Here is a 25,483-nt window from a genome sequence, read left to right as displayed (position 1 = left end):
GCCAGCTCCCACAGGGACTGCGCAAAACTTGAGATCTGCGCGGCACCTGTGGGAGCTGGCTTGCCGGCGATGGGCTGCACAGCAGCCCCAATGTGCCTTATAGGTTTAACCGACTGGCAGTAGGGCACGCCCGCTCCCACAGAAATCGCGCCTACTTTCAAAATCACATTGGCTTCAGCGGCGGTAGTAGCGGTGGTCGTCGTGGTGGCGCTGGTGCATGGCCCGCTCATGGCGGCGCTCCCAGTCCCGGCGTTTTTCCCAATCCCGGCGCCGCTCCCAATCCCGCCGTGCCTGCTCACGCCGCCACTGCTCACGGCGCCAGTCGCTTCTGTGGTCATGCCAGCGGTCGTCATCGTGCGCGAGCAGCGTGGCTGGCTGTGCCGCGGCCACGCTGGCTACCCTCGACCAGGGGTTGCCGGCAGGCTGCAAGGGTGACTGAACGGCCGGTGCCGCCACCGCCGGTGCTTTCATTTGTGTTGCCGATGCCGAGCCCACCGCCGCGAACGAGAACAGGCCGAGCAGCACCAACCTTGCGACATGTATTTTCATGAGCGAAGCCAACCTCTGATAACAATTGAGCCATCTGGCCAGCAGGTGTGGAGCGAGCGTTGTCTCGCGTTCCGCGACCTTTCTGTGCCTCACACATAGACAGGCAATCAGGAAAAAGTTCGCTACAGCAACAACTTGTAGAACTTTTTGAGGGCCGAGCTGGTTGACGCCGTTGAGCGTGCGCTGCGAGGTAGGAGGGGGGAGTTGCTGGGGGCCATGCACTGTGTTGCCATCTTCGCGGCGCAAGCCGCGGGGGTGCGAAAGGGCTGCAAAGCAGCCCCTCAGCGGTCTATCAGTGGCTCACTGCCTGAAAGCTGCCTTTACGGCTGGCTTCATACGCGGCTTTCTCCATCGGCTTGGCCTCTGGGTTGCCCAGGTCTTCCATCGCCAGGCGGTGGGTTTCCGGGGCGATGTAGGCCGCCAGGGCGCACACGCAGGTGATGAAGAACGCCAGGCCACCCACCACCAGCGGGATGTTATCCGAGCCAGGCGGGGCAACCAGGGCGAACAGCGCCGGCAGCATGGCGGTCAGCATGGTGCCGATGTTTTGCGCGATGGCCATGGCCGAAACGCGGTAGCGGGTGTGGAACAGCTCTGGGTAGAAGCTTGGGAAAACCGCGTTGTAGCCTTGGTAAACCATGCCCCACATGACGATCGAAGCGGCGAACGCCAGTGGCACGTTCTGGATGCTGATTGCATACAGGTAGACGAAGGCCAGCAGGCCAGAGCCCAGGCAGCCGGCGATCATGGTCGGGCGACGGCCGATCTTGTCCGACAGGTTACCGACAAACGGAATCACCAGCACTGCGACGATGTTGCCGACCACTGGAATCCACAGGTACACACTCTTGTCGAAGCCGATGCCATAGGCCGGCTGCACCGCATAGGCTGCACCGAAGATGGTGGCCACCACCGGGATCACGTTCATCAGGGCCATGAACATCACCAGCACCATGTGCTTCCAGCTGTGGCGGAACGCTTCGCTGATCGGCGACTTGGCCACTTTGTCCTGCTTTTCTTCCTTCACGAATGCCGGGGTTTCGTGCACTTCCTTACGAATGATGAAGCCGGCAATCAGCACGATGGCGCTCATCAGGAACGGAATGCGCCAGCCCCATTCGGTGAAGGCTTCGCTAGGCATGAAGTAAGCCAGTGGCAGGAACACGGCCGCCGCCAGCACCTGACCGGCCTGCACGCCTTGCAGGGTAAAGCTGGCGTAATAGCCTCTGCGACCGAAAGGTGCGTGCTCCATGATCATTGAGCTGGCACCCGAGATTTCCCCCGCCACGGCAAAGCCCTGGATCAGGCGCAACACCACCAGCAAGGCCGGGGCGAGGTAACCGATGTCGTGGTAGGTGGGCAGCAGGCCGACGGCCATGGTCGACAGGCCCATCAGGAACATGCACAGCAGCAGGACGTTCTTGCGCCCGCGGGTGTCACCCCAGTGACCCAGCACGAAGGCGCCAACCGGACGCGCCAGGTAGCCCACACCGTAGGTGGCCAACGAGGCAATAATGGCCATTTTCGGATCGGTATTGGGGAAGAAGATCTGCGGGAAAATCAGCGCAGCGGCCTGGGCGTAGATGAAGAAGTCGTAGTACTCGAGTGCCGAGCCTATCCATCCACTGGCGGTCGCTTTTTTGGCTTGCGAGCTGGAGTGAGCCATTGTTGTCTCCGTTGTTATTGTTGTTTGCGCAGGTTCCGCCAGGGGTTATGCCAAGGCAGGAGGCAGAGGTCGGTGTGCCTGCGTCTGGGTCTCATGTTGACCCTGGGGCAGCGGTCTAGCAATTCGCTAAATTGGGTTTTGTGCGATAATCGAACGCAAAACTAACCATTCCGTACAAATATATTGAAGCGACGACTGTACCTGCGAATAATCGATCGTGCCATAAACTGTGACAGTGGTTTTTTCCTGACTGGCACCGTAATTTTCCAACAACAAGGAACTCCCGCCATGCAGCGTTCGATCGCCACCGTGTCCTTGAGCGGCACCCTGCCGGAAAAGCTCGAAGCCATCGCCGCCGCCGGTTTCGACGGCGTCGAGATCTTCGAAAACGACCTGCTCTATTACGCTGGCAGCCCACGCCAGGTGCGCCAGATGTGCGCCGACCTGGGGATAGCCATTACCCTGTTCCAGCCGTTTCGCGACTTTGAAGGCTGCCGCCGCGACCGCCTGCAGAAAAACCTCGATCGCGCCGAGCGTAAGTTCGACCTGATGCAGGAGCTGGGCACCGACCTGGTGCTGGTGTGCAGCAACGTACAGGCGGATGCCCTGGGCGATGAACAGTTGCTGGTCGACGACCTGCGCCTGCTGGGCGAACATGCCGGCAAGCGTGGCCTGCGCATTGGCTACGAAGCCCTGGCCTGGGGCCGCCACGTCAACACCTACCAGCAAGTCTGGAACCTGGTGCGCCAGGCTGACCACCCGGCGCTCGGGGTGATTCTTGACAGCTTCCACACCTTGTCGCTCAAAGGCGACCCAAGCGCGATCCGCGACATTCCCGGCGACAAGATCTTCTTCGTACAGATGGCCGACGCGCCGATCCTGGCCATGGACGTACTGGAGTGGAGCCGCCACTTCCGTTGCTTCCCGGGGCAGGGCGAAATGGACATGGCCGGCTTCCTGGCGCCAATCCTGGCCACCGGCTACCGCGGGCCGCTGTCGCTGGAAATTTTCAACGATGGTTTCCGCGCCGCGCCACCTCGGCAGAATGCCGCCGACGGCCTGCGTTCGCTGCTGTACCTCGAAGAGCAGACCCGCCTGCGCCTGGAACAGGAGAACACGCCGATCGAGCCCGGTGTTCTGTTTACGCCACCCGCGGCCAGCACCTATGGCGGCGTGGAATTCCTTGAGTTTGCGGTCGACGAAGCCGTCGGCGCGCGCCTGGGTAGTTGGCTGAAGCGCCTGGGCTTTGCCGAAGCCGGCAAGCACCGCAGCAAGGACGTACAGCTGCTGCGCCAGGGCGATATCAACATTGTGCTGAACGCCGAACCGTATTCTTTTGGCCACAACTTCTTCGAGGCCCACGGCCCGTCGCTGTGCGCCACTGCGCTGCGGGTCAAGGACCAGCAGGCCGCCCTGAAGCGTGCAACGGCCTACCGTGGCCAGCCGTTCCGCGGCCTGGTCGGCCCCAACGAATGTGAAGTACCGGCGGTACGTGCCCCGGATGGCAGCCTGCTGTACCTGGTAGAGCAGGGCACCGCCGGCCAGACCCTTTACGACACCGATTTCAGCCTGGACAAGAACGCCACCGCCACCGGCGGCCTGCGTCGCATCGACCACATGGCCCTGGCGTTGCCGGCCGAGTCGCTGGACAGCTGGGTGCTGTTCTACAAGAGCCTGTTCGACTTCGCCGCCGACGACGAAGTGGTGCTGCCCGACCCGTATGGCCTGGTCAAGAGCCGCGCCCTGCGTAGCCAGTGCGGCACCTTGCGCCTGCCATTGAACATTTCGGAAAACCGCAACACCGCCATCGCCCATGCGTTGTCCAGCTACCGCGGTTCGGGGGTGCATCATATCGCCTTCGATTGTGACGACATCTTCCGTGAAGTAGCACGGGCGAAGCTGGCTGGGGTGCCGCTGCTGGAAATCCCGCTCAACTACTATGACGACCTGGCAGCGCGCTTCGATTTCGACGACGAGTTCCTCAGCGAGCTGGCGTATTACAACGTGTTGTACGACCGCGATGCGCAAGGTGGCGAGCTGTTCCACGTGTACACCGAACCGTTCGAGGAGCGCTTCTTCTTCGAGATCATCCAGCGCAAGGGTGGCTATGCGGGTTATGGTGCGGCCAACGTGGCGGTGCGCCTGGCGGCCATGGCCAAGGCCCGCAGCGGCGCGGCGCGCAAGCCGGTGCTCTAAGCCCGACGCGGACAGTGTAGGAGCGGCCTTGTGTCGCGATGGGCCGCAAGGCGGCCCCATGTTCTTTGTTGCGGCCTCCATTTCTGGGGCCGCTTTGCGGCCCATCGCGACGCAAGGCCGCTCCTACACCGACCGTGTATGCCTCAGGGGCGCTCAGCCACCATCAATAGTGACTGTGGCACCGCACTTTGCGGGTGCTGCGGTTCCTGCAAACCGACCAGCCGCCACCCTGCCATGTCCAGCGCATTCAGCCAGCTGGCCAAGGTGCGGAAATACCAGGGCATCGGCTGCCAATCCCCGTCAAACCCGGCAAATGATTCCTGCCGCCAGCCATCCTGATAATCCCCGTCGGCCACGCTCCATGGGTGCAGTGTCTGGATCACCAGTGCGCCACCCGGCACCAGCAGATCATTCATCGCCGCCAACAGCGGAATAATCTCCTGATGCAATAGCGCGAAGTTGGCGCAGACCAGGTCATAACCCTTGCCCACATACACCTGCGCATCGGCCAGCTGCGCATAACTGGCCAGGTGCACCTCGGCCGAGCCCGCAGCGCGCGCGGCATCCACCAGCATCCGGTCACCATCAACGCCCACAGCTTCGATACCGCGGTCGTCCAGCGCACGCAGCAACCAGCCCTCGCCACAGCCCAGGTCCAGTACCCGCCCGGGCTGGCGGCCAAGGATGGTAAGCAGGATGGCCTGGTCGGTGACCTGGCGACGGCTCTCGATGCTGCCGCTGCGCACGGCGTCAATCCAGGCTTGGGCATTGTGCTGCCAGCTGTCGAGCAGGGTGCTTTCAAGGTCAGACATGGTGGTGTCCCGGTGGTTGAACTTGCGTTGTGATGAAACGCTACCTTGATGTTGAAAAGGGCCCGCGCAGAGGGCAAGGGGTAGGGTTACCCGGTCGCAGTGCGTTTTCGTTTGACCCGGTACATATCCCCATCGGCATGACGCAGCAGCATGTCGGCATCGTGGCCGTCCTCAGGGAAGCGGGCCACGCCAATGCTGCAGGATGGCGCGTCGATGCCTGGCAATTCGGCGCCGAGCGGTTCGGCCATGGCTGCCAGGATGTTCGCCACGTGTTCGCTAATGGCCTCTGGCGACGGGCAATCGGCCAGCAGCACGGTGAACTCGTCACCGCCCATGCGCGCCACCGTGTCGGTGGCGCTTACGCAGCCTTCGAGGCGCCGCGCCAGCGTGCACAGCACCCGGTCACCCACGGCATGCCCGTGCACATCGTTGATCTGCTTGAAGTCGTTGATATCCAGGAACAGCAACGCCAGTGTGCGATCGTGCCGCCGAGCGGCGGCCAGGGCAGTGTCCAGCCGTTCATTGAACATGGCGCGGTTGGCGAGCCGGGTCAGCGGGTCATGATGGGCCAGAAACCGCAGTTCATCTTCGGCCTGGCGCAAGGCGGTCACATCCCGCGCCACACCGATACGCGCTTGAGCCTCTTCGGACCAGCTGGCTGCCCACAGGATGTGCACGATACCGCCATCCTTGCGCACATAGCGGTTACGGAAATCGTAATGGGGCTGGCCGTTCATCACCCGCACAATGGACGCGCGCGTGGCCGCCAGGTCGTCAGGGTGCATGTAGTCGGTGATCAGTGTGCCGATCAATTCAGCGGGCTTGTAACCCAGCAGCGCCTCGCAGGCATCGCTGACAAAGGCGATCTGGTTGTCCCTGTCGACCACGAACACGGTGTCCAGCATCAGGTGGATCAACCTGGGGTACAACGCTTGAAGGTCTACGGGCATGGGGCAGGGCGTCCACGGCAGGGTGTCCGATCATAGCGCGAAGAAATGCGTCGCAGCTATGGGGCCAGATCCTTGCGCGGTCGTGTAGGAGCGGCCTTGTGTCGCGATGGGCTGCGAAGCAGCCCCAGTGTTTCAGCACAGCTGCATAAATTGCCGGGGCTGCTTCGCAGCCCATCGCGACACAAGGCCGCTCCTACAGGTCCGCGCATGCCTTGACGGCAAAGTCAGGCACACAAAAGCAACGTCAGTTGGTCACCAATAGCTCAGGCCCGAGGTAATCATTGATCTGTTCGATATCATCATCCCCCAGGCTGCCCACCGACGAGGCCAGGCGCAGCCGCGCCATCAGGTAGTTGAGCTTGGCCTCGAACAGGTCGTGGCGGGCGTCATACAGCAGCTCTTCGGCATTGAGTACATCCGAGTTGGTGCTGGTACCGCCCTCCTTGAAACCCTTGCGGGTCGAAAGCAGCGAGCGCTCGTTGGAGGCCACGGCCTTTTCCAGTGCATGAACGCGCAAGGCGCCACTCTGCACGCCGCGGTATTCGCGGGTGGTGTCGGAAATCACCTCTTGGCGCGTGGCGTCCAGTTCGTCCAGGGCCTTGGAACTGTTGGCGCTGGCCTGGCGGGTGAGGGCACTGGTGCTGCCACCGCTGTACAGCGGAATGTTCAGCTCCAGCCCGATCGAGCTGTAGTGGTTGCGCTGGTCAATCTCGGAAATCGACTGGCTGCTGCCGGCGGTATAGCCCGCCACGAAGTCTAGGGTAGGGTAGTGCCCGGCGCGGGCGCGTTTCACTTCTTCTTCGGCCAGCTCGTAGTTGTGCCGGCGCGCATGAATCAGCGGGCTGTCCGCCTGGGCTTTCACCAGCCAGTCCTGCAAGTTGCCCGGCATCAGGGGCGGAGTGGTGAAGCCCGGTTGCAAGGTGATCAGCGAGTCAGGGGTTTCACCGATGTATTCTTCCAGCTTGCGGCGGGCGTTGATCAGGTTGTCCTGAGCTTCGATCAGGTCTGCTTCGGCCAGGTCACGACGGGCTACCGACTCGTCGACGTCGGTGATGGTACCGGCGCCCAGCTCCTTGCGCCGCTTCGCCGACGCCAGTTGCTCGTCGAAGGCGTTCAGCTTGGCCTTGGCCAGGGTGATGGTTTCGCTGGCAAGCAGTACGTCGAAGTAGGCGTCGGCCAAGCGCACGGCTGCGTCCTGGCTCTTGGCATCGAACACCGCCACGCTGTAGTCGGCCCGTTGCTGGCCCTGGCGGTATTCGGCCATCTTCTGCTTGTTGAACAGCGGTTGGCGCAGGCGCACATTGGCGCCTTTGGAGTCGTAGTCCAGGTCTCGATCCTGGCCACTCTGGCGCTGGCTGCCATTGACCCTGTTGAAATAGGCCGAGGCATTGATCTGTGGCAGCAGGCCGGCCTCGCCGATGGCGCGGTTCTCGCTGCCGGCTTGTTTCTCATGCACGGCGGCCTGATAGATCGGGCCCTGGTACTGCAACAAATCCCAGGCTTGCTTCAGGTCCATGGCACTGGCCTGTACGGCAACCCCCAGCAGGCACAACATCAGGCACGGGCGTTTCATGTCATTGCTCCTTGAACGCGGCGTCGACGCGTTCGAGCATGGGTTTGAGCAGGTAGCTGAGCAGGTTGCGCTCGCCGGTCTTGATGGTGACGGTGGCGGGCATGCCGGGGCGGATGTGGTTGCTGCCCAGCAGGCTCATGCCGGCTGGCGTCACGTCAACCTGGGCCAGGTAGAACGGCTGCTTGCTTTCCTCGTCGAGCAGGCGGTCGGCGGAAATGGTCTTCACCCGCCCCGGAATGTTCGGCGTTTGCGCGTGGTTGAAGGCGGGGAAGGCGATGTCCACGTCCAGGCCAGGCACCATCTTGTCGATGGCCTGCACCGGGATCATTGCGTCTACCTGCAGTGGCTGGTCGAGCGGTACCACCTCCATGATCTTGGCACCTGGCTGGATGATGCCGCCGACCGTGGCAATGCTCAGGCCCTGGACCATGCCGTCGATCGGTGCGCGGATCACCGTGTGGGTCACTTCGTAGTCCAGTGCGCGCAAGCGGTCGGCCAAGGTGGTGTTTTCCTTGGCGGTGTCGGTCAATTGCGATTCCACTTCCTTCAGGTAGTCATGCTGGCGCTGCAATATGCGCAGCTTGATCTCGGTGGCCTGGCTACGTGCCCGGGCAATGTTGTTGAGGTTTTCCGCCTGGCCGGCCGACAGGTCGGCATTGCTGCGTTCCAGCTCCAGCAGGCGGTTGCGCGGTACATAGCCTTCGGCGGCCAGTACCCGGGTGCCTTGCAGTTCCTGGTTGAGGAAGCCGATCTGCGAGGCGCGGGCGCCGTATACCTGCTGCAGGCCCTTGAGCTGTACCGCCGAGGCGGTGAGGTTTTCCTCAAGGATGCTCAGTTCACCCGCAAGGCCGGCACGGCGGGTATCGAGCAAGCGCTGTTGCAGGTCCATGGCCGCCAGGAGCCGTGGGTCATTGGCGTAGTGCTGGAGCAGGGCAGGGTCGAAGGTGACCGTGTCGCGGCCGTCACGTTCGGCTTCCAGGCGGTTTTCCACGGTCTTGCTGACGATGTACTGGGCACTGAGCGCGCCTTGCTCGGCCACGGCGCGCAACGCGTCAAGGCGCACCACCTCCTGGCCTTTTTTAACCACATCGCCTTCGCGCACCAGGATCGCCTCGACCGTGCCGCCGGTCAGGTGCTGCACCGCCTTGCGGTTGCTGGTGACCTTGACCGTGCCGGTGGCCACCACGCCTGCGTCCAGTGGGGCCAGGCATGACCACAGCAGGAAGCCGCCAAAACCGGCAATCACCATCCATACGCCCCAGCGTACTGGCCGGGCCGCATCCAGGTCGATCAGGTTCCTGGCTTCGGCGGGGATCAATTCAGCGTGTTGAGTCATCTGCATGATCGGCTACTCCCTTACTTTGACCGAAGCCAGCGGTGCCGCACTGGCCGCTGGAATCACGCTGGCCTTGCGCAGCGCCGCAAACACTTCGTCGCGGCTGCCGAGCATGTGCACAGCGCCTTCGCGCAACATCAGTATCTTGTCGACTGCACACAGCACATTGGGCCGGTGGGAAATCAGGATCACCGTTGCGCCGCGCGCCTTCAGCTCGGCCAGTGCATCGACCAAGGCCTTTTCGCCGATGTCATCAAGGTTGGCGTTGGGCTCGTCCAGCACCACCAGGTTGGGCTCGCCATACAGGGCGCGGGCCAGGGCGATGCGTTGCTTCTGGCCGCCGGAAAGCGGGGTGCCGTCGGCCGCCAGGCGGGTGTCGTAGCCCTGCGGGAAGTGCAGGATCATGTCGTGTACGCCACTGCTGCGGGCGGCCCGAATCACTGCGTCGCTGTCCACTTCGGCAAAGCGCGCGATGTTTTCGGCGATGGTGCCCTCGAACAGTTCCACATCCTGCGGCAGGTAGCCCAGCCAAGGGCCCAGTTCGGCCTTGTTCCAGGTGAAGATGTCGGCCCCGTCCAGGCGCACCTTGCCAGCCTGGGCCGGCCATACCCCCACCAGCAGGCGGGCAAGGGTGGACTTGCCAGAAGCCGAAGGGCCGATGATGCCCAGGCTCTCACCCGGCACCAGGCTGAAGCTCACTCCGCGCACGATACTGGTGTTGCTGCCGGGGGCGCCGGCGATCACGTTTTCCACGGCCAGCATGCCCATTGGCCGTTGCAGCGACATGCTCGGTGGCCGTTGCGGGTAGTCCTGCAACAGGTCGTTGAGCCGGCCCCAGGCCAAGCGGCAGCCCAGCAGTTGCTTCCACGAGGCGATCACCTGTTCCACCGGGCCCAGAGCGCGGCCGGTGAGGATCGAGCAAGCGATCATCATGCCGGGGGTGATCTTGCCTTCGATCGCCAGCAGCGCGCCGGTACCCAGGATCAACGACTGCAAAGTGATGCGCACGAAGCGCCCGGTGCTACTGATAAGCGCCGCGCGGTCGGAGGCCAGGGTCTGCATCTGCAGGATGCGCAAATGGCCCTGGTACCAGCGCTTGCCGATTGACGGCAGCATGCCCATGGCCTCGATCACTTCGGCATTGCGCAGGTTGTTGTTGGCGTAGCTGGCCGACGACAGGGACGCCTGGTTGGCTTCGGCCAATGGCTTTTGCGTGGCCTTTTCGGTGAGGTAGGCCAGGCCCACCAGGATCATCGAGCCGATCATCGTGACCAGCCCGAGCCAAGGGTGGATCAGGTAGCAGACCACCAGGTAGATCGGCGTCCAGGGGGCATCGAAGAAGGCGAACAGGCCATTGCCGGTCAGAAACTGGCGCACCTGCGCCAGGTCCTGCAGGGCCTGGGCCGGGTTGCCGCCGGCACGGCTCAGGTTGCGCTCGAACGCGGCACTGAAAATGCGCCGGTTGAGGTCCATGTCCAGGCAGTTGCCCACGCGGATCAGCACGCGAGTACGGGTCATTTCCAGTGCCGACATCAGCAGGAACAACCCGACCACCAATAAGGTGAGCATGCCCAGTGTGGTGACGTTGCGGCTGACCAGGGCACGGTCATACACCTGCAGCATATAAATAGCTGGCGTCAACATCATGACGTTTATCACGCCGCTGAAGGCGGCCAAGGCGTAGAAACTGCGGCGCAGGCGAAAGAGCACATCTGCCAGCTCGGAGCGGGTGCGTGGTGGCTTAGGCATCGGAGGCCTCCCTTTATCACAAAGCGGGGAAGCCCTTGCGGCGCCCCGTACAACGGTAGTTGTGGCTTCTTGGTCGGCTCGCAGGCGGGTCGCTCTTATGGCGATATAGCCCAATACGCTGCGTTGCTCCCACATGCAGCAGCGTAGGTTGCAACGAAACATTCAGTAATATCATTTTGCTCTAAAAGCGCTTTGAACTTTTCATAAGTGCCAAGAAAACAGCGAGTTGCATCGCATTATCATCGGGTGACGATTTTTTTGACGGGATATTGACAAGCTTTTGCCCTGCGACTTTAGTCTGAAGTATTCGGGCCCTGTACACCCTGGGATCGATGCACGTGCGTTACACCTGTTGCGCACGGTTTACAGGCCCCCCGGAACGGTGGGTGCCGGCTTACCAACAAGAGGCCAGAGGCGCCAGCACATGATTGCTGCGCTACTGAGCCCGGTACACCCAACCAGATTCTGCGCAAGTCAACACTGACTGGGCGCGGGAAGGACCCTGTTGCCCTGTGTCATCTCCGGACAGACCGAGGGCAACTGCAATGGCCAATTTCAGCAAGTCGGACCTGGAATTCATCCTCAAGCAAATATTCATCGCTGAAGCGCACGCCGATGGCGCCAGCCTGATCGACCTGCTGCCCAACAGCCAGGTGCCATTCGGCCTGCGCACCGTGGACGGCAGCTACAACAACCTGGTGGCCGGCCAGAGCGAGTTCGGCGCTGCCGACAATTCGTTCTTGCGCCTGCTCGATGCCTCGTACCGCGCAAACTATGTAGGCACCGGCAACGTCGTCGACTCGCAACCGCGCACCATCAGCAACCTGATCGTCGACCAGACAGCCAACAACCCGGCAGCGGTCGAGGCCAACGGTGGTGCGGCCCCGGTGATAAGCCCCGGCATCGATGGCGTGTTCGGCACCGCTGACGACAAGCCCGTGTTCTTCATTCCCAACGTGTCGGCGGACGCCGGGCTGACTGCCGGCTTCAACGCCTGGATGACCTTCTTCGGCCAGTTCTTCGACCACGGCCTGGACCTGGTCAGCAAGAGCAGCACCGACATCGTGTTCATTCCGCTGCGCCCGGACGACCCCCTGTACGTGGCCGGCAGCCCGACCAACTTCATGGTGCTGTCACGCGCCGTACGCACCGCCGGTGCCGATGGCGTGGTGGGCACCGCAGACGATAGCCAGCCCAACACCACCTCGCCGTTCGTCGACCAGAGCCAGACCTACAGCTCGCACCCTTCGCACCAGGTGTTCCTGCGCGAATACACGGTCGATGCCGCAGGTGACCCGGTGGCTACCGGGCGGCTGATCACCAACCGGGATCTGGGTGCCGATGGCAAGTTCGGCACCGCCGACGATGGCAACAGCGAAAACGGCGGCATGGCCACCTGGGCGGTGGTCAAGGCCCAGGCCCGTGACCTGCTGGGCATCAACCTGACCGACGCCGATGTGCACAGCGTGCCGTTGCTGGCCACCGATGCCTACGGCAACTTCCTGCGCGGGCCCAACGGCATGCCACAGGTGGTGATGCGGGTGAACAATGGTGCTGACGGCATTGCCGGCACTGCCGATGACGTCACCCAGCTGGTTGAAGGCAACCGCGCCGCGCCGATCAGCCTGGCCAATGCGGTGAGCACCGGGCATGGCTTCCTTGACGACATCGCCCACAACGCCGCCCCCGTGGTAGTGGGGGGCGTGCTGCAAGCCGACGCCGACATTGCCGTTGGCAACGCGCAGCCTGTGGGCCCGGGCGGCAACAACCTGACCTACGACAACGAACTGCTCGACGCCCACTACATCGCCGGTGACGGCCGGGTGAACGAGAACATCGGCCTTACTGCCGTGCACCATGTGTTCCACTCCGAACACAACCGCCTGGTGCAGCAGACCAAGGATACCCTGCTCGCGGCAGGCGACCTGGCGTTCCTCAACGAGTGGCTGATTGACGACGTGACCGCCATCCCCACCACGCCTGCCGGCATTGCCGCGCTGGTATGGGATGGCGAGCGGCTGTTCCAGGCCGCCAAGTTCGGCACCGAAATGCAGTACCAGCACCTGGTGTTCGAAGAATTCGCCCGCACCATCCAGCCGCAGATCGACGAGTTCCTTGCCCCTAACGGCTACGACACATCGATCAACCCGGCCATCCTCGCCGAGTTCGCCCATGTGGTGTACCGCTTCGGCCACTCGATGCTGACCGAAACCGTCGACCGCTTCGACCCGGCGTTCAACCCCGTGTCTGCCGACCCCGACAACCCTGACCAGCAACTGGGCCTGATTGCCGCCTTCCTCAACCCGCTGGCGTTCGCTGGCAGCGGGGCCACTGCCGACGAAGCGGCCGGTGCGATCATCCGCGGCGTGACCCGCCAGGTGGGTAACGAGATCGACGAGTTCGTCACCGAGGCGCTGCGCAACAACCTGCTTGGCCTGCCGCTGGACCTGCCTGCGCTGAACATCGCCCGTGGCCGTGATACCGGTATCCCAAGCCTGAACGAGGCGCGCCGCGAGTTCTATGCCGCTACGGGCGACAGCCAGCTCAAGCCCTACATCAGCTGGGCCGACTTTGCCGACCACCTCAAGCACCCGGCCTCGCTGATCAACTTCATCGCCGCCTACGGCACTCACTCCACCATCACCAGCGCCACTACCGAAGCGGGCAAACGCGCCGCCGCAGTAGCGCTGGTGCTGGGCGGTAGCGGCTCGCCACTCGACCGCCTGGACTTCCTCAACGGTACCGGCGCCTATGCCAACGTGACGCTGGTAGGCAAGGACGGCATCGCCGGCACGGCCGATGACATCACCGGGGTTACCGTGACCGGGGTCGATGCCATCGACTTCTGGGTCGGCGGCCTGGCCGAGAAGAAAATGCCTTTTGGCGGCATGCTGGGTTCCAGCTTCAACTTCGTCTTCGAGACCCAGCTGGAATCGCTGCAGAACGGCGACCGCTTCTACTACTTGTCGCGCACGGCGGGCATGAACTTCGGTACGGAACTGGAGAACAACTCCTTTGCCAAGCTGATCATGGCCAACTCCGATGTCACCCACCTGTCCAACACCGTGTTCCTCACGCCCACCTTCACCCTTGAAGTGAACCAGGCCAACCAGTTCACCGGGTTGGGTGCCGACGGCAAGGCCGACCCCACGGGCGGCATCGAGATCAACGGTGTTGAAATCGTACCGCTGGTGATTCGCGACAACCCCGATACCGTCGGGCCTGACAGCAACTACCTGCATTACACCGGTGAAGACCATGTGGTGCTGGGCGGCACGGCTGGCAACGACATCATCATCTCTGGTGAGGGCGACGATACCGTCTATGGTGATGCCGGCGACGACGTGCTCGAAGGCGGTGCCGGCAACGATGCGGTGCTGGGCGGCGCAGGCGACGACATCATCACCGACTCGTTCGGCGACAACCGCCTGGAGGGTAACGCCGGTAACGACGTGATCGTCGCTGGCAGCATGGGGGTTGCCGGTAACCTGATCCTGGGCGGGGACGGCCAGGATTTCATCATCACCACCGAAGACATCAGTACCACCTTTGGTGGCCAGGGCGACGACTTCATCCTCGGCGCCAAGACCAACCTGCCACCGACCGGCAACGAGGGTGATGACTGGATCGAGAGGGGCACCCAGGACGGTGCGCCTGGCGACAATTTCGCGCCCTTGCTGGGTGACGAGGTCATTGGCAACGACATCTTCGTCGGTGGCGGCGGCTTTGACGAAATGATCGGCGAGGGCGGCGATGACATCTTTGTCGGCAGCGATGCCCAGGACAAGATGGACGGCATGTCCGGCTTCGACTGGATCACCAACAAGAACGACAAGGTCGGCGTCACCGTTGACCTGAGCCTGGCTGCACTGGCGCAGCCTCATGGGAATGCGCCAAACCAGAACGCCGGCGTGTTCAACCCGGTCGGCGCCTCGCCGGCCAGCATCCTCGACCGCTTTGCCGAGGTCGAAGGGGTGTCCGGCTCGAACTACGCCGATGTGCTCAAGGGCGATGACGTCGATGCGGTGACCATCCTCAACCATGGCGGCGCCACCGGCAGCGCCCTCACCAACGTGGCGTTGATCCGCGGGTTGCAGCAGTTTCTGGCCGATGCCGGGTTGCCGACCACGGGCTTTGCCACCGGCAACATCATGCTGGGTGGCAATGGCAGCGACCTGATCGAAGGCCGTGGCGGCGATGACCTGATCGACGGCGACAAATGGCTGAACGTGCGCATTGCGGTGTATGCCCCGGGCGACGTCAACCACACCGGGCCCGAGATCGCCAGCTTCGACAGCATGGTCGACATGATCCCGTTCATGCTCGACCGCACCTACAACCCAGGCCAGCTCAAAGCCGTGCGGGAGATTCTGCCCGGTACCTCGACTGGCGGGGCGGCCTTCGACACGGCTGTGTATTCGGGGGTGCAGAGCGAGTATGTGGTGACCCAGAACACCAAGGGCACTGCCGATGTGGCTGATGATGTGTGGACCGTGACCGATACCGTGGCTGGCCGCGACGGCGTCGATACCCTGCTGCACATCGAACGCTTGCAGTTCGCCGACAGCCAGCGTGTGCTGGTGACCGGTGTGAACGCGCAGCCCACCGGCAGCCCGACACTGCTCGATGGCAACGGCGGTGCGATCACCGTGGGCGACATGCTGACGGTGAGCGTGGCTGGCGTGCTCGACGCCGACAACATCAGTGCAACCAACCCGACAGGCTCGCTAGCCGACCGTTCGGTATCGTACTACTGGCAGTTCGAGGCCGATCCGGGCAGCGGCGTGTTCCAGGACATCATCCTGCTACCGGCCGGTGACCTGGCGTTCCAGAGCGCCGATGGCACCTCGTTCAAGGTGTCGCCAGACCTTGCCGGGCTGAGCCTGCGGGTCAAGGCCATCTACCAGGACGCCCATGGCACCACCGAAATCCTTTACTCCGCGCCAACCGCGGTTGTGGAGGCGGGCGCCCCCGTGGTACCGACGCCGGCCACCCCGGTGGTGGATGCCACGGCAGGGGGCGAGGGGCTGCACATGGTGCGCTCCGACCTCAACTTCATCCTGGCCCAGATCAAGATCGCCGAAGCCGATGCGGCCGGGCAGGATATCCTCTCGCTGATCCCCAACATTCGTTCGGCGCTGGGCCTGCGGGCGGTGGATGGCTCAAATAACAACCTGATGAACCTCAATGGCCAGAACAACACCCAGTTCGGTGCCGCCGACAACGTCTTCCCGCGTTTGACCGATCCGGTGTTCAACCCCGCACAAGGTGCCCCGGCCGGCTTCTTCGGCCCAGGCTCGCCGGCCATCCCAGGTTCATCGTACCAGCAGACCAGCGGCCCGGTGTTCGACTCGCAGCCGCGCACCATCAGTAACCTGATCGTCGACCAGACCTCCAACAACCCGGCGGCCTATGCCACGGCGTACGACCCGGGTGCAGATGGCGTGCTCAACTTCGGCGCCGTGGGCAACGACGATGTGCTCAAGGACGGCGTGCGTATCGTCGCCAGCCCCGGCATGGACGGCCAGTTCGGCACCAACGACGACCACGATGTGTATCTGTTCGAAAACACGGCAGCCGATGCCGGCCTGTCCGCGCCGTTCAACGCCTGGATGACCTTCTTCGGGCAGTTCTTCGACCATGGCCTGGACCTGGTCACCAAGGGTGGTTCGGGTACCATCTACATCCCGCTGCAACCCGATGACCCGCTCTACGTGGAAGGTGGTTTCACCAACTTCATGGTAGTGACCCGTGCCACCAACCTGCCAGGGCCGGATGGCATCCTCGGCAACGCCGACGACATCCACGAGCACACCAACACCACCACGCCGTTCGTGGACCAGAACCAGACCTACAGCTCGCACCCCTCGCACCAGGTATTCCTGCGTGCCTACGTCATGACCGATGATGGCCCCGTGGCCACAGGGCGCCTGATCACCAACCGTGACCTGGGCGCCGATGGCAAGTTCGGCACGGCCGACGATACCGAAATCGGCGGCATGGCGACCTGGAAGGTGGTCAAGGCCCAGGCCCGCGACATGCTGGGCATCAACCTGACCGACGCCGACGTCGACAACGTGCCTTTGCTGGCAACCGACGCCTACGGCAACTTCATCAAGGGGCCGAACGGTTACCCGATGGTGGTGATGAAGGGCCTGGACGGCATTGCCGGTACGGCCGATGACCAGCAGGTCGAAGGCAACCCGCTGGCGCCGCTCGACCTGACCAACGCCGTGCGCACAGGGCACCAGTTCCTCGCCGACATCGCGCACAATGCCGTGCCGGTGTTCAGCGGTGGTGTGCTGGCGCCGGATGCCGACAACGTGGCCGGCAACGCGGTGCCCGTCAACCCGCAGACCGGGGCCAACCTGGCCTACGACAACGAACTGCTGGACGCCCACTACATTGCCGGCGACGGCCGGGTCAACGAGAACATCGGCCTGACTGCCGTGCATGCGATCTTCCACTCCGAGCACAACCGGTTGGTGGCGCAGACCATGGACACCGTGCTCGACTCGCACGACCTGGCCTTCCTCAACGAATGGTTGCTCAACCCGGTCACCGCCTTGCCGGTCACCCCGGCCGAGATCGATGCCCTGGTATGGAACGGCGAGCGGTTGTTCCAGGCGGCCAAGTTCGGCACCGAGATGCAGTACCAGCACCTGGTGTTCGAGGAGTTCGCCCGTACCGTTCAACCGCGGGTCGACCTGTTCTTTGCCCCGACCCAGGTGTACGACGTGGACCTCGATGCGTCGATCGTGGCCGAGTTCGCCCACACCGTTTACCGCTTCGGCCACTCCATGCTGACCGAGACGGTCGACCGCTTCGACGTCGACTTCAATGTCATCAAGGACCCGGCCAGTGCGAACCCTGACCAGCAACTGGGGCTGATCGCAGCGTTCCTCAACCCGCTGGCCTATGCCGCCAGTGGCGTCACCCCCGAGGATGCCACCAGTGCCATCGTACGTGGCGTCACCCGCCAGGGCGGCAACGAAATCGACGAGTTCGTCACCGAGGCGCTGCGCAACAACCTGCTCGGCCTGCCACTGGACCTGCCGGCCATCAACATCGCCCGTGGCCGTGATGTCGGCATCCCTTCGCTGAACGCCGTGCGCCGCGACATCTTCGGGCAAACCGGTGATACCCAGCTCAAGCCGTACACCAGCTGGGTCGACCTGGTGCAACACCTGAAGCACCCCGAGTCGCTGATCAACTTCATTGCGGCCTACGGCACCCACAGCAGCATTACCGGTGCCACCACACTGCTGGAAAAACGCGCTGCGGCCATGGCCCTGGTGTTTGGCGGCGATGGCGCCCCGGCCGATCGCTTGGACTTCCTCAACAGCAGTGGGGCCTGGGCCAATGTGACCCTGCCGGGCAAGGATGGCGTGCCGGGCACTGCCGATGACCTGAAGGCAGTCACCATCACCGGTGTCGATGCCATCGACTTGTGGATCGGTGGCCTGGCCGAAGCCAAGACCCCGTTCGGCGGCATGCTCGGCAGCACCTTCAACTTCGTGTTCGAAAACCAGATGGAGAAACTGCAGGACGGTGACCGTTTCTACTACCTGGAGCGCACCTCTGGCCTGTCGATGAACGCCGAGCTGGAAAGCAACTCGTTCGCCAAGCTGATCATGGCCAACACCTCGGCCACCCACCTACCGGGCCTGGTGTTCTCCGACCCGGGCTTCTACCTGGAGCTGGACCAGAGCAAGCAATACAACGACGGCCTCGGCCATGCCGACCCGCTGGGCGAAAACGGCGAGCAGGTGGTGTTCCGCGACAGCCCGCTGACGGCCGGCCCGGACACCAACTACATCCGCTATGCCGGTGGCGAACACATCGTGCTGGGCGGCACCAGCGGTGACGATATCCTGGTGTCCGGCGAGGGTGACGACACTGTCTGGGGCGACGCTGGCAACGACCGCATCGAAGGTGGCGACGGCAACGACCAGCTGCGCGGTGGTGCCGGCGACGACATCATCAGCGACATGGGAGGCGACGACAACATCCAGGGCGGCGACGGCAACGACGTGCTGCACGGTGGTAATGGCGTCAACCTGATCATCGGCGGTTTCGGCAACGACTTCATCGTCACCGGTGAGGATGCCTCCGAAGCGATTGGTGGCCAGGGCAACGACTTTATCCTGGGCAGCAAGGCCAACGAACAGGACATGGGTAACGAAGGTGACGACTGGATCGAGAAGGGCACCTCGGACGGTGCACCTGGCGACAACTTCGACCCGCTCGGCAACGACCCGATCATCGGCAACGACGTTTATATCGGCGGCAACGAGAACGACAAGTTCAACGGTGAAGGCGGCGACGACATCATGGTCGGCAGCCTGGGCTTCGGCGACCGCTATATCGGTGGCTCCGGCTATGACTGGGCAACCTTCAAGGACCTGGCCCAGGGCGTATCCATCGACATGAGCGACCGCTTCTTCGATGTGCCGCCGGTACCGGGTTCGGGCGCTTCGGCGCTGGTGCGCTTCGACATCATGGAAGGCTTGTCGGGTTCGGCGCATGGCGACTTCCTGCGCGGTGACAACGAAGACGCCGCCAGCCTGCCTACTGCCGGCGCCACCGGCAGCGTGCTGACCAACATCAACCTGATCAACGGCCTGTCCAGCCTGCTGGCAGCAGGGGCGACGTTCTACGATGGCGGCAACATCATCCTTGGTGGCAGCGGCAGCGACCTGCTCGAAGGCCGTGGCGGCGACGACATCCTCGACGGTGACAAGTGGCTGAACGTGCGCATCAGCGTGCGCGCCAACCACGACGGCACCGGCCCGGAAATCGCCAGCTTCAACAGCATGGAGCCGATGGTGCCGTTCATGCTCAATGGCACCTACAACCCGGGCCAGCTGGTGATCGTGCGGGAAATCCTGAGCGGCACCGACAACTACGACACGGCGGTGTTCTCGGGGGTGGCCACCGACTACAGCGTGGTGGTTGATGGCAACTCGGTGATCGTCACCGACCTGGTGGCGGGGCGTGATGGTGTCGACCATCTCACCGGTATCGAGCGCCTGCAGTTCTCTGACCGTTCGCAGGCGTCTGGTGTGGGTACTGCCGTAAACGCAGGCCCCACCGGGCACCTGGCGATTCTCGACGCGGCCACCGGGCTGCGTGACGACACGCCGGTCAGCGGTCAGCTGCTGCGGGTAACGCCGCTGGCGGTACGTGATGCGGACAACCTCAGCGCGGCCAACCCTACCGGCGCAGTCAATGGCCCAGTCGCCTATTACTGGCAAGTCGAAACCCTGCCTGGCTCGGGCGTGTATGAAGACATCACCTTCGTTGCCGCAGGCGAAGTATCGCGGGCCATCGGTACAACGTACCGCGTAACGGACGATGTGGCCGGCCTGAGCATTCGCGTTCGCGCGGTGTACCAGGACGCCAAAGGCACGCTGGAAATCGTCGACTCGTCGCCGAACAGCGTGCCAAGCGCCGGGCCGACCGTGACCGGGCTGCTGGTGCAGAACCAGACGCTGACGGCCAGCACGGCCAGCATCGTCGATGCCGACGGCCTGAGCAACCCGCAGTTCACCTTCCAGTGGCAGTCCAACCGGGGGCTTGGTTGGGTCAACATTGCGGGGGCCATCAGCAGCACCTTTGTCCTGACCCAGGCGCAAGTGGGGCAGAACATGCGCGTGGTGGTGAGCTACGTGGATGACTTCGGCGTGCAGGAAAGCGTCGCCTCCGACATCCTCGATCCGGTGGCCAACGTCAATGATGCACCGACCGGTGCGCTGCTTATCAGCGACACCACGCCAGACATCGGGCAAACACTGACGGCGCTAACCGGCACTATTGCCGACGTGGACGGGCTTGGTGCGTTCAGCTTCCAGTGGCAGCAAGGTACTGGTGGCGTCTTCAGTGACATCATTGGCGCCACGGCAGCAACCTTCACCCCGGGCCTGGCCCAGGGCGGCCAGCAATTGCAGGTGATAGTGCGCTACACCGATGCCTTCGGCACCCTGGAGACACTCACCTCGGCGGCCACCGCTGCAGTACCAGGGGTGACGCTGGTGGGCACCAACGGTGCCGATATCCTGACCGGGAGCGCGGGCAATGACGTGATCTCGGGCCTGGACGGTGCCGACCAGCTGTTTGGCGGGCTTGGTAACGACATCCTCGATGGCGGGCTTGGTAACGATGTCCTCAATGGTGGACTTGGTGCGGATGCCATGACCGGCGGTGGGGGCAACGACACCTTCGTTGTCGACAACGTTGGCGATACGGTGAGCGAATCGCTTAACGGCGGTGTTGACCTAGTGCAAACAAGCCTGGCCAGCTACATCCTGGGCGCCAACGTCGAGAACCTGACCTATACCGGTGTGGGTAACTTCATAGGTGGCGGTAACTCGCTGGACAACATCATCACCGGCGGGGCTGGCAACGACTTGCTCAATGGTGGTGCAGGTGCCGACCGTCTGGTAGGTGGTCTCGGCAACGATACCTACGTGGTGGATAACGCTGGGGATCTGGTGATCGAAAATGCGGGGGCCGGTACGGATGACGTGCGTACCACGCTGGCCAGCTACATCTTGCGTTCCAACGTCGAAAACCTGACCTATACCGGCGGGGGGAACTTCATAGGTGGCGGCAACGCACTGGACAACATCATCTTCGGCGGCGCTGGCAACGATTTGCTTAATGGCGGTGAAGGTGCCGACCGCCTGGTGGGTGGCCTCGGCAACGATACCTTCGTGGTGGATAACGTTGGAGATCTGGTGTTCGAAAATGCGGGAGGCGGTACGGATGACGTGCGTACCACGTTGACCAACTATATCCTGCGTTCCAACGTGGAGAACCTGACCTATACCGGGGTGGGTAATTTCGTCGGTGGTGGTAACGCGCTGGACAACATCATCTTCGGCGGCGCTGGCAACGACCTACTGAATGGCGGTGAAGGTGCCGACCGCCTGGTGGGTGGCCTCGGCAACGATACCTTCGTGGTGGATAACGCTGGAGATCTGGTGTTCGAAAATGCGGGAGGCGGTACGGATGACGTGCGTACCACGTTGACCAACTATATCCTGCGTTCCAACGTGGAGAACCTGACCTATACCGGGGTGGGTAATTTCGTCGGTGGTGGTAACGCGCTGGACAACATCATCTTCGGCGGCGCTGGCAACGACTTGCTCAATGGCGGTGAAGGTGTCGATCGCTTGGTGGGGGGGCTCGGTAATGACACTTACGTGGTGGATAACGCTGGGGATCTGGTGTTCGAAAATGCGGGGGGCGGTACGGATAACGTACGTACTACACTGGCCAGCTACATTCTGCGTTCCAACGTCGAAAACCTGACTTATAACGGGGTGGGCAACTTCAGCGGTGGTGGTAACGCGCTGGACAACATCATCTTCGGTGGCGCTGGTAATGACTTGCTCAACGGCGGTGAAGGCGCCGACCGCCTGGTGGGTGGGCTTGGCAACGACACCTACGTGGTGGACAACGCTGGGGACCTGGTGTTTGAAGGTGCGGGGGGCGGTACGGATACCGTGCGTACCACGCTCGCCAGCTACACTCTGGGTGCCAACGTCGAAAGCCTGACCTATACCGGGGGAGGAAGCTTCAGCGGTGGCGGTAATACGCTGGACAACATCATCACCGCAGGCGCGGGTAACGACAGCCTCGATGGCGGCCTCGGCAACGACATCCTCAACGGTGGTGCAGGCAGCGATACGCTGTTCGGTGATGCTGGCAACGACATCCTGTCGGGTGGTAGCGGTAGCGACTTCCTCAACGGTGACGTTGGCGACGACATCGTCAACGGCGGTGCTGGGGATGACACGATGATGGCCACTGATGGCAATGATGTCTTCCAGTTCGCTGCCGGCTTCGGCAATGACCTGATCATCAACTTCGACAGCAACGCAACGGGCGGGCAGGACCGTTTGGATATCACCGCCTTCAACATCACCGCAGCCACCTTTGCCGCCAACGTGACCATTGCCGCTGATAGCGGGGACACGCTGGTCAGCATCGGCGCTGCCGACTCCATCCGCCTGGTAGGTGTGGCGGATGCAACCACCGTGACTGCAACGGACTTCATCCTGGCAGGGTGAGGGCCGGAAAGGTACCTGTAGGGATCGTGCATTCATGCAGTAACGCGCGGTCTCTGTGGGGGCGGGATCACCCGCGAATGCGATGTTGGATATGCCGACGCATTCGCGGGTGAACCCGCTCCCACAGAGGCGCAACGCACTTGTGCTTCAATGCCCCACCAACTCCTCCAGCAACCGCTGCTTGTACCCCTGTAACACCTGGCTATCCCGCTGGCGCGGGTGCGGCAGGTCAATACGCAGGTCTTCACGGATTCGCCCTGGGTTAGCGTCCATCACGATTACCCGGTCGCCCAGGTACAGCGCTTCCTCGATGTCATGGGTCACCATGATCACCGTGCAGCGCTCCTGCACCCAAATCCGTTGCAGCTCCTGCTGCAAGCGCACCCGGGTCAGCGCATCAAGCGCACCCAGCGGCTCGTCCAGCAACAGCACCTTGGGTTTGTTCACCAGCGCCCGGGCAATTGCCGCGCGCTGGGCCATGCCGCCGGAGAGCTGGTGCGGGTAGGCCTGCTCGTAGCCGTTCAGGCCTACCAGTTCGATGTGCTCGGCCACCAGCCGGTTTTTCTCGAGTGCAGGCAGTTCATGGTTTTTCAAGGCCAGGGCAATGTTCTGCTGCAAGGTCATCCACGGGAACAGGCGGTGGTCCTGGAACACGATGCCGCGCTCCAGGCCCGGCCCGCGCACGGGTTGGCCATCCAGCAGGATCTGCCCCTGGTAGTCCTGATCGAGCCCGACAACCAGCCGCAGCAGGGTGGATTTGCCACAGCCGCTGGCGCCAAGAATGCTGACGAATTCGCCGGGGCGGATGTCCAGGTCGATGCCTTCGAGCACCGGCACAGGCTTGCCCTTGAGCGGGTAGGCCTTGTTCAGGCCACGAATGGTCACCCCGCCAGTCGTGGCGATAGTGGGTAAGGAATGGGCGATGGCGTTCATGTTCAGGCCTTTCAAGGGTGGGTGCGCCAGCGCAGCAGGCGCCGGGTAAGCAGGGAGCACAGCCAGGACATCAGGTAACCACTCAGGCCGATGCACAGCACGCAGACCACGATGATTTCCATGCGCGCCGCGGCTTCGGCGTTCATCATCAGGCTGCCAAGGCCAGCCCCGGCAGACAGGAACAGCTCGCTGCCTACCGACGTTACCCAGGCAAACGCCAAGGCCTGCAACACCCCGGCGGCAATGCCCGGCAAGGCGGCGGGCAGCAGGATCAGCCACAGTTGCTGCCAACGACTGAGCATCAGCACCCGCGCCGCTTCGCGGTGCTGGCCCGCGACCTGGCGCAGGCTCTCGAAGGTGTTGAGCACCATCGGGTACAACGCTGCCAAACTGACAATCAGCAACTTGGCGCCTTCGCCGTTACCCAGCCATAAGGCGATCAACGGGATCCAGCCCAGCATCGGTACCTGGCGCAACGCATGGAACAGCGGCGCGATCAGGCGGTTGGCGGGGGTGGACAGGGCCATCAACGCACCCAGGCCCACACCGCCGACAATGCCGATGGCCAGGCCGCTACAGGTGCGTAGCAGGCTGGCCCACAAGTTGACCAGCAATTCGCCGCTACCCATCAGTTCGGCCAGCGCCGTACCCACCTGCGCCAGTGGCACGAAGGCATAGGCACCGGCTGCACCCTGGCGCGAGGCGTACTCCCAGGCCCCGAGCAGCAACAGTGGCAGCACCAGGCCACGCAAGTCAGGTCGTTTCATCACAGCCTCCTCAACGGCTTTGCCAGGCAGACAGGCGCCGTTCCACGCGGCGCAGGGTCCAATCCAGGGTGAAGCCGATCAGCCCGGTCAGCACCACGCCGACCATCACCACATCAATGCGCAGCATCTGCCGGCCCATCTCGATCATCTGCCCCAGGCCACTGTCGGCGGCCAGCAGCTCGCATGCCACCAGTACTACCCAGGCCCGGGTCAGGGCCACGCGTATGCCGGTGATGATCGCAGGCACAGCAGCGGGCAGGGCAATTTGGCCTACCAGCGTCGGCCAGCGCAGGCGGTACACCGCCGCTACTTCGAAATGGCTGCGCGGGATGGCGCGGATACCCTCGCAGGTGGCCAGGGCTACCGGGAAGAACGCAGTCTTGGCGACGATGACCACTTTGAAGGTTTCGTCCACGCCGAACAGCAGCACGAACATCGGGATCAGTGCGATGCTGGGCACCTGGCGCAGGGTGTGGAACAGCGGGGCGCAATAGGCCTCCACCGTTTTCGACAGGGCCAGCGCCGCACCAAAACCAAGGCCGGCCAGTGCGCCGCCGGTGAAGCCCAGGGCCAGTCGCGACAGGCTGCCTGCCAGGTGTTCCTGAAGTTCGCCGGTGGCCAGCAGATCGTTGAGGCTGTGCCACACCTCCAGGGGCGGGATCAGCAGGTTGGCGGGGAACAGCCCGGCATTGGCCGCCACGGCCCAGAGGGTGAGCAGGGCCAGGGGGGAGATGAACCAGGAAAGGGGGGAGAGCACGCGCATGGCTGGCCTTGGGAAAGCAGAGGGTATCGGGCTATCGCAAGAGCTGTGCCAGGCGGCGCAGGGCCGGGATACCGAGGCGGGAGAGAGAAGATGGTGCTGGGGCAGCAGTGGG

General features: G+C 63.2%; 12 protein-coding genes. 2 read left to right on the top strand and 10 right to left on the bottom strand.

Annotation, left to right across the window (positions count from 1 at the left end):
* Positions 1–174: 174 nt before the first annotated feature.
* Both ACQKPZ_RS21200 and ACQKPZ_RS21195 read right to left on the bottom strand, forming a co-directional pair.
* Positions 175–549 (bottom strand): hypothetical protein, encoded by a 375-nt coding sequence (locus tag ACQKPZ_RS21200; RefSeq protein WP_403196917.1) that lies wholly within the window; start codon positions 547–549, stop codon positions 175–177.
* Positions 550–841: 292 nt separating this feature from the next.
* The gene (locus ACQKPZ_RS21195) at positions 842–2,215 is read right to left on the bottom strand and encodes an MFS transporter (RefSeq protein WP_391131685.1); all 1,374 of its coding nucleotides are present in this window, start codon (positions 2,213–2,215) and stop codon (positions 842–844) included.
* A 288-nt stretch (positions 2,216–2,503) separates the two neighbouring features.
* On the opposite strand from ACQKPZ_RS21195, the gene quiC reads away from it, so the two are divergent.
* Positions 2,504–4,411 carry a 3-dehydroshikimate dehydratase QuiC gene (gene quiC, locus ACQKPZ_RS21190; protein WP_391131687.1) on the top strand — a complete coding sequence of 636 codons (1,908 nt, stop codon included), beginning with the start codon at positions 2,504–2,506 and terminating at the stop codon, positions 4,409–4,411.
* 143 nt (positions 4,412–4,554) lie between these two features.
* Here quiC and ACQKPZ_RS21185 read toward each other — a convergent pair whose 3' ends face one another.
* From ACQKPZ_RS21185 to ACQKPZ_RS21165, 5 genes are all read right to left on the bottom strand, one after another.
* Positions 4,555–5,223, bottom strand: coding sequence for a class I SAM-dependent methyltransferase (locus ACQKPZ_RS21185; protein WP_427541828.1), 669 nt, complete (start codon positions 5,221–5,223; stop codon positions 4,555–4,557).
* A gap of 86 nt (positions 5,224–5,309) precedes the next feature.
* Positions 5,310–6,173 carry a diguanylate cyclase domain-containing protein gene (locus ACQKPZ_RS21180; RefSeq protein ID WP_427541825.1) on the bottom strand — a complete coding sequence of 288 codons (864 nt, stop codon included), beginning with the start codon at positions 6,171–6,173 and terminating at the stop codon, positions 5,310–5,312.
* A gap of 244 nt (positions 6,174–6,417) precedes the next feature.
* Positions 6,418–7,746 carry a TolC family outer membrane protein gene (locus ACQKPZ_RS21175; RefSeq protein WP_427541822.1) on the bottom strand — a complete coding sequence of 443 codons (1,329 nt, stop codon included), beginning with the start codon at positions 7,744–7,746 and terminating at the stop codon, positions 6,418–6,420.
* Between the two features lies 1 nt (position 7,747).
* A complete protein-coding gene (locus ACQKPZ_RS21170) occupies positions 7,748–9,088 on the bottom strand; it encodes an HlyD family type I secretion periplasmic adaptor subunit (RefSeq protein WP_427541819.1) in 1,341 nt (446 codons plus the stop codon).
* Between the two features lie 6 nt (positions 9,089–9,094).
* On the bottom strand, positions 9,095–10,831 hold the full coding sequence (locus ACQKPZ_RS21165) for a type I secretion system permease/ATPase (protein ID WP_427541816.1): 1,737 nt from the start codon (positions 10,829–10,831) through the stop codon (positions 9,095–9,097).
* A 545-nt stretch (positions 10,832–11,376) separates the two neighbouring features.
* Between ACQKPZ_RS21165 and ACQKPZ_RS21160 the strand changes: the two genes are divergently transcribed.
* Entirely contained in the window at positions 11,377–22,908 is an 11,532-nt protein-coding gene (locus tag ACQKPZ_RS21160; RefSeq protein ID WP_427541814.1) for a peroxidase family protein, read from the top strand.
* Positions 22,909–23,055: 147 nt separating this feature from the next.
* Here the strand turns inward: ACQKPZ_RS21160 and ACQKPZ_RS21155 are convergent, their stop codons facing one another.
* Genes ACQKPZ_RS21155 through ACQKPZ_RS21145 form a run of 3 tightly spaced genes read right to left on the bottom strand, consistent with a single transcriptional unit; the run spans position 23,056 to position 25,371 of the window.
* Positions 23,056–23,841 (bottom strand): ABC transporter ATP-binding protein, encoded by a 786-nt coding sequence (locus ACQKPZ_RS21155; protein WP_427541811.1) that lies wholly within the window; start codon positions 23,839–23,841, stop codon positions 23,056–23,058.
* An 11-nt stretch (positions 23,842–23,852) separates the two neighbouring features.
* A complete protein-coding gene (locus ACQKPZ_RS21150; RefSeq protein ID WP_427541808.1) occupies positions 23,853–24,608 on the bottom strand; it encodes an ABC transporter permease in 756 nt (251 codons plus the stop codon).
* A 10-nt stretch (positions 24,609–24,618) separates the two neighbouring features.
* Positions 24,619–25,371: an ABC transporter permease gene (locus ACQKPZ_RS21145; RefSeq protein WP_427541805.1), complete on the bottom strand. Its 753-nt coding sequence runs from the start codon at positions 25,369–25,371 to the stop codon at positions 24,619–24,621.
* Between the last annotated feature and the right edge of the window lie 112 nt (positions 25,372–25,483).

The sequence above is a fragment of the Pseudomonas sp. NPDC089547 genome (genome assembly GCF_050280665.1).
In the GTDB taxonomy this organism is placed as follows: Bacteria; Pseudomonadota; Gammaproteobacteria; order Pseudomonadales; family Pseudomonadaceae; genus Aquipseudomonas.
The sequence above is the reverse complement of the archived record's forward strand: the minus strand, read 5'-3'. Positions and strand labels throughout refer to the sequence as shown.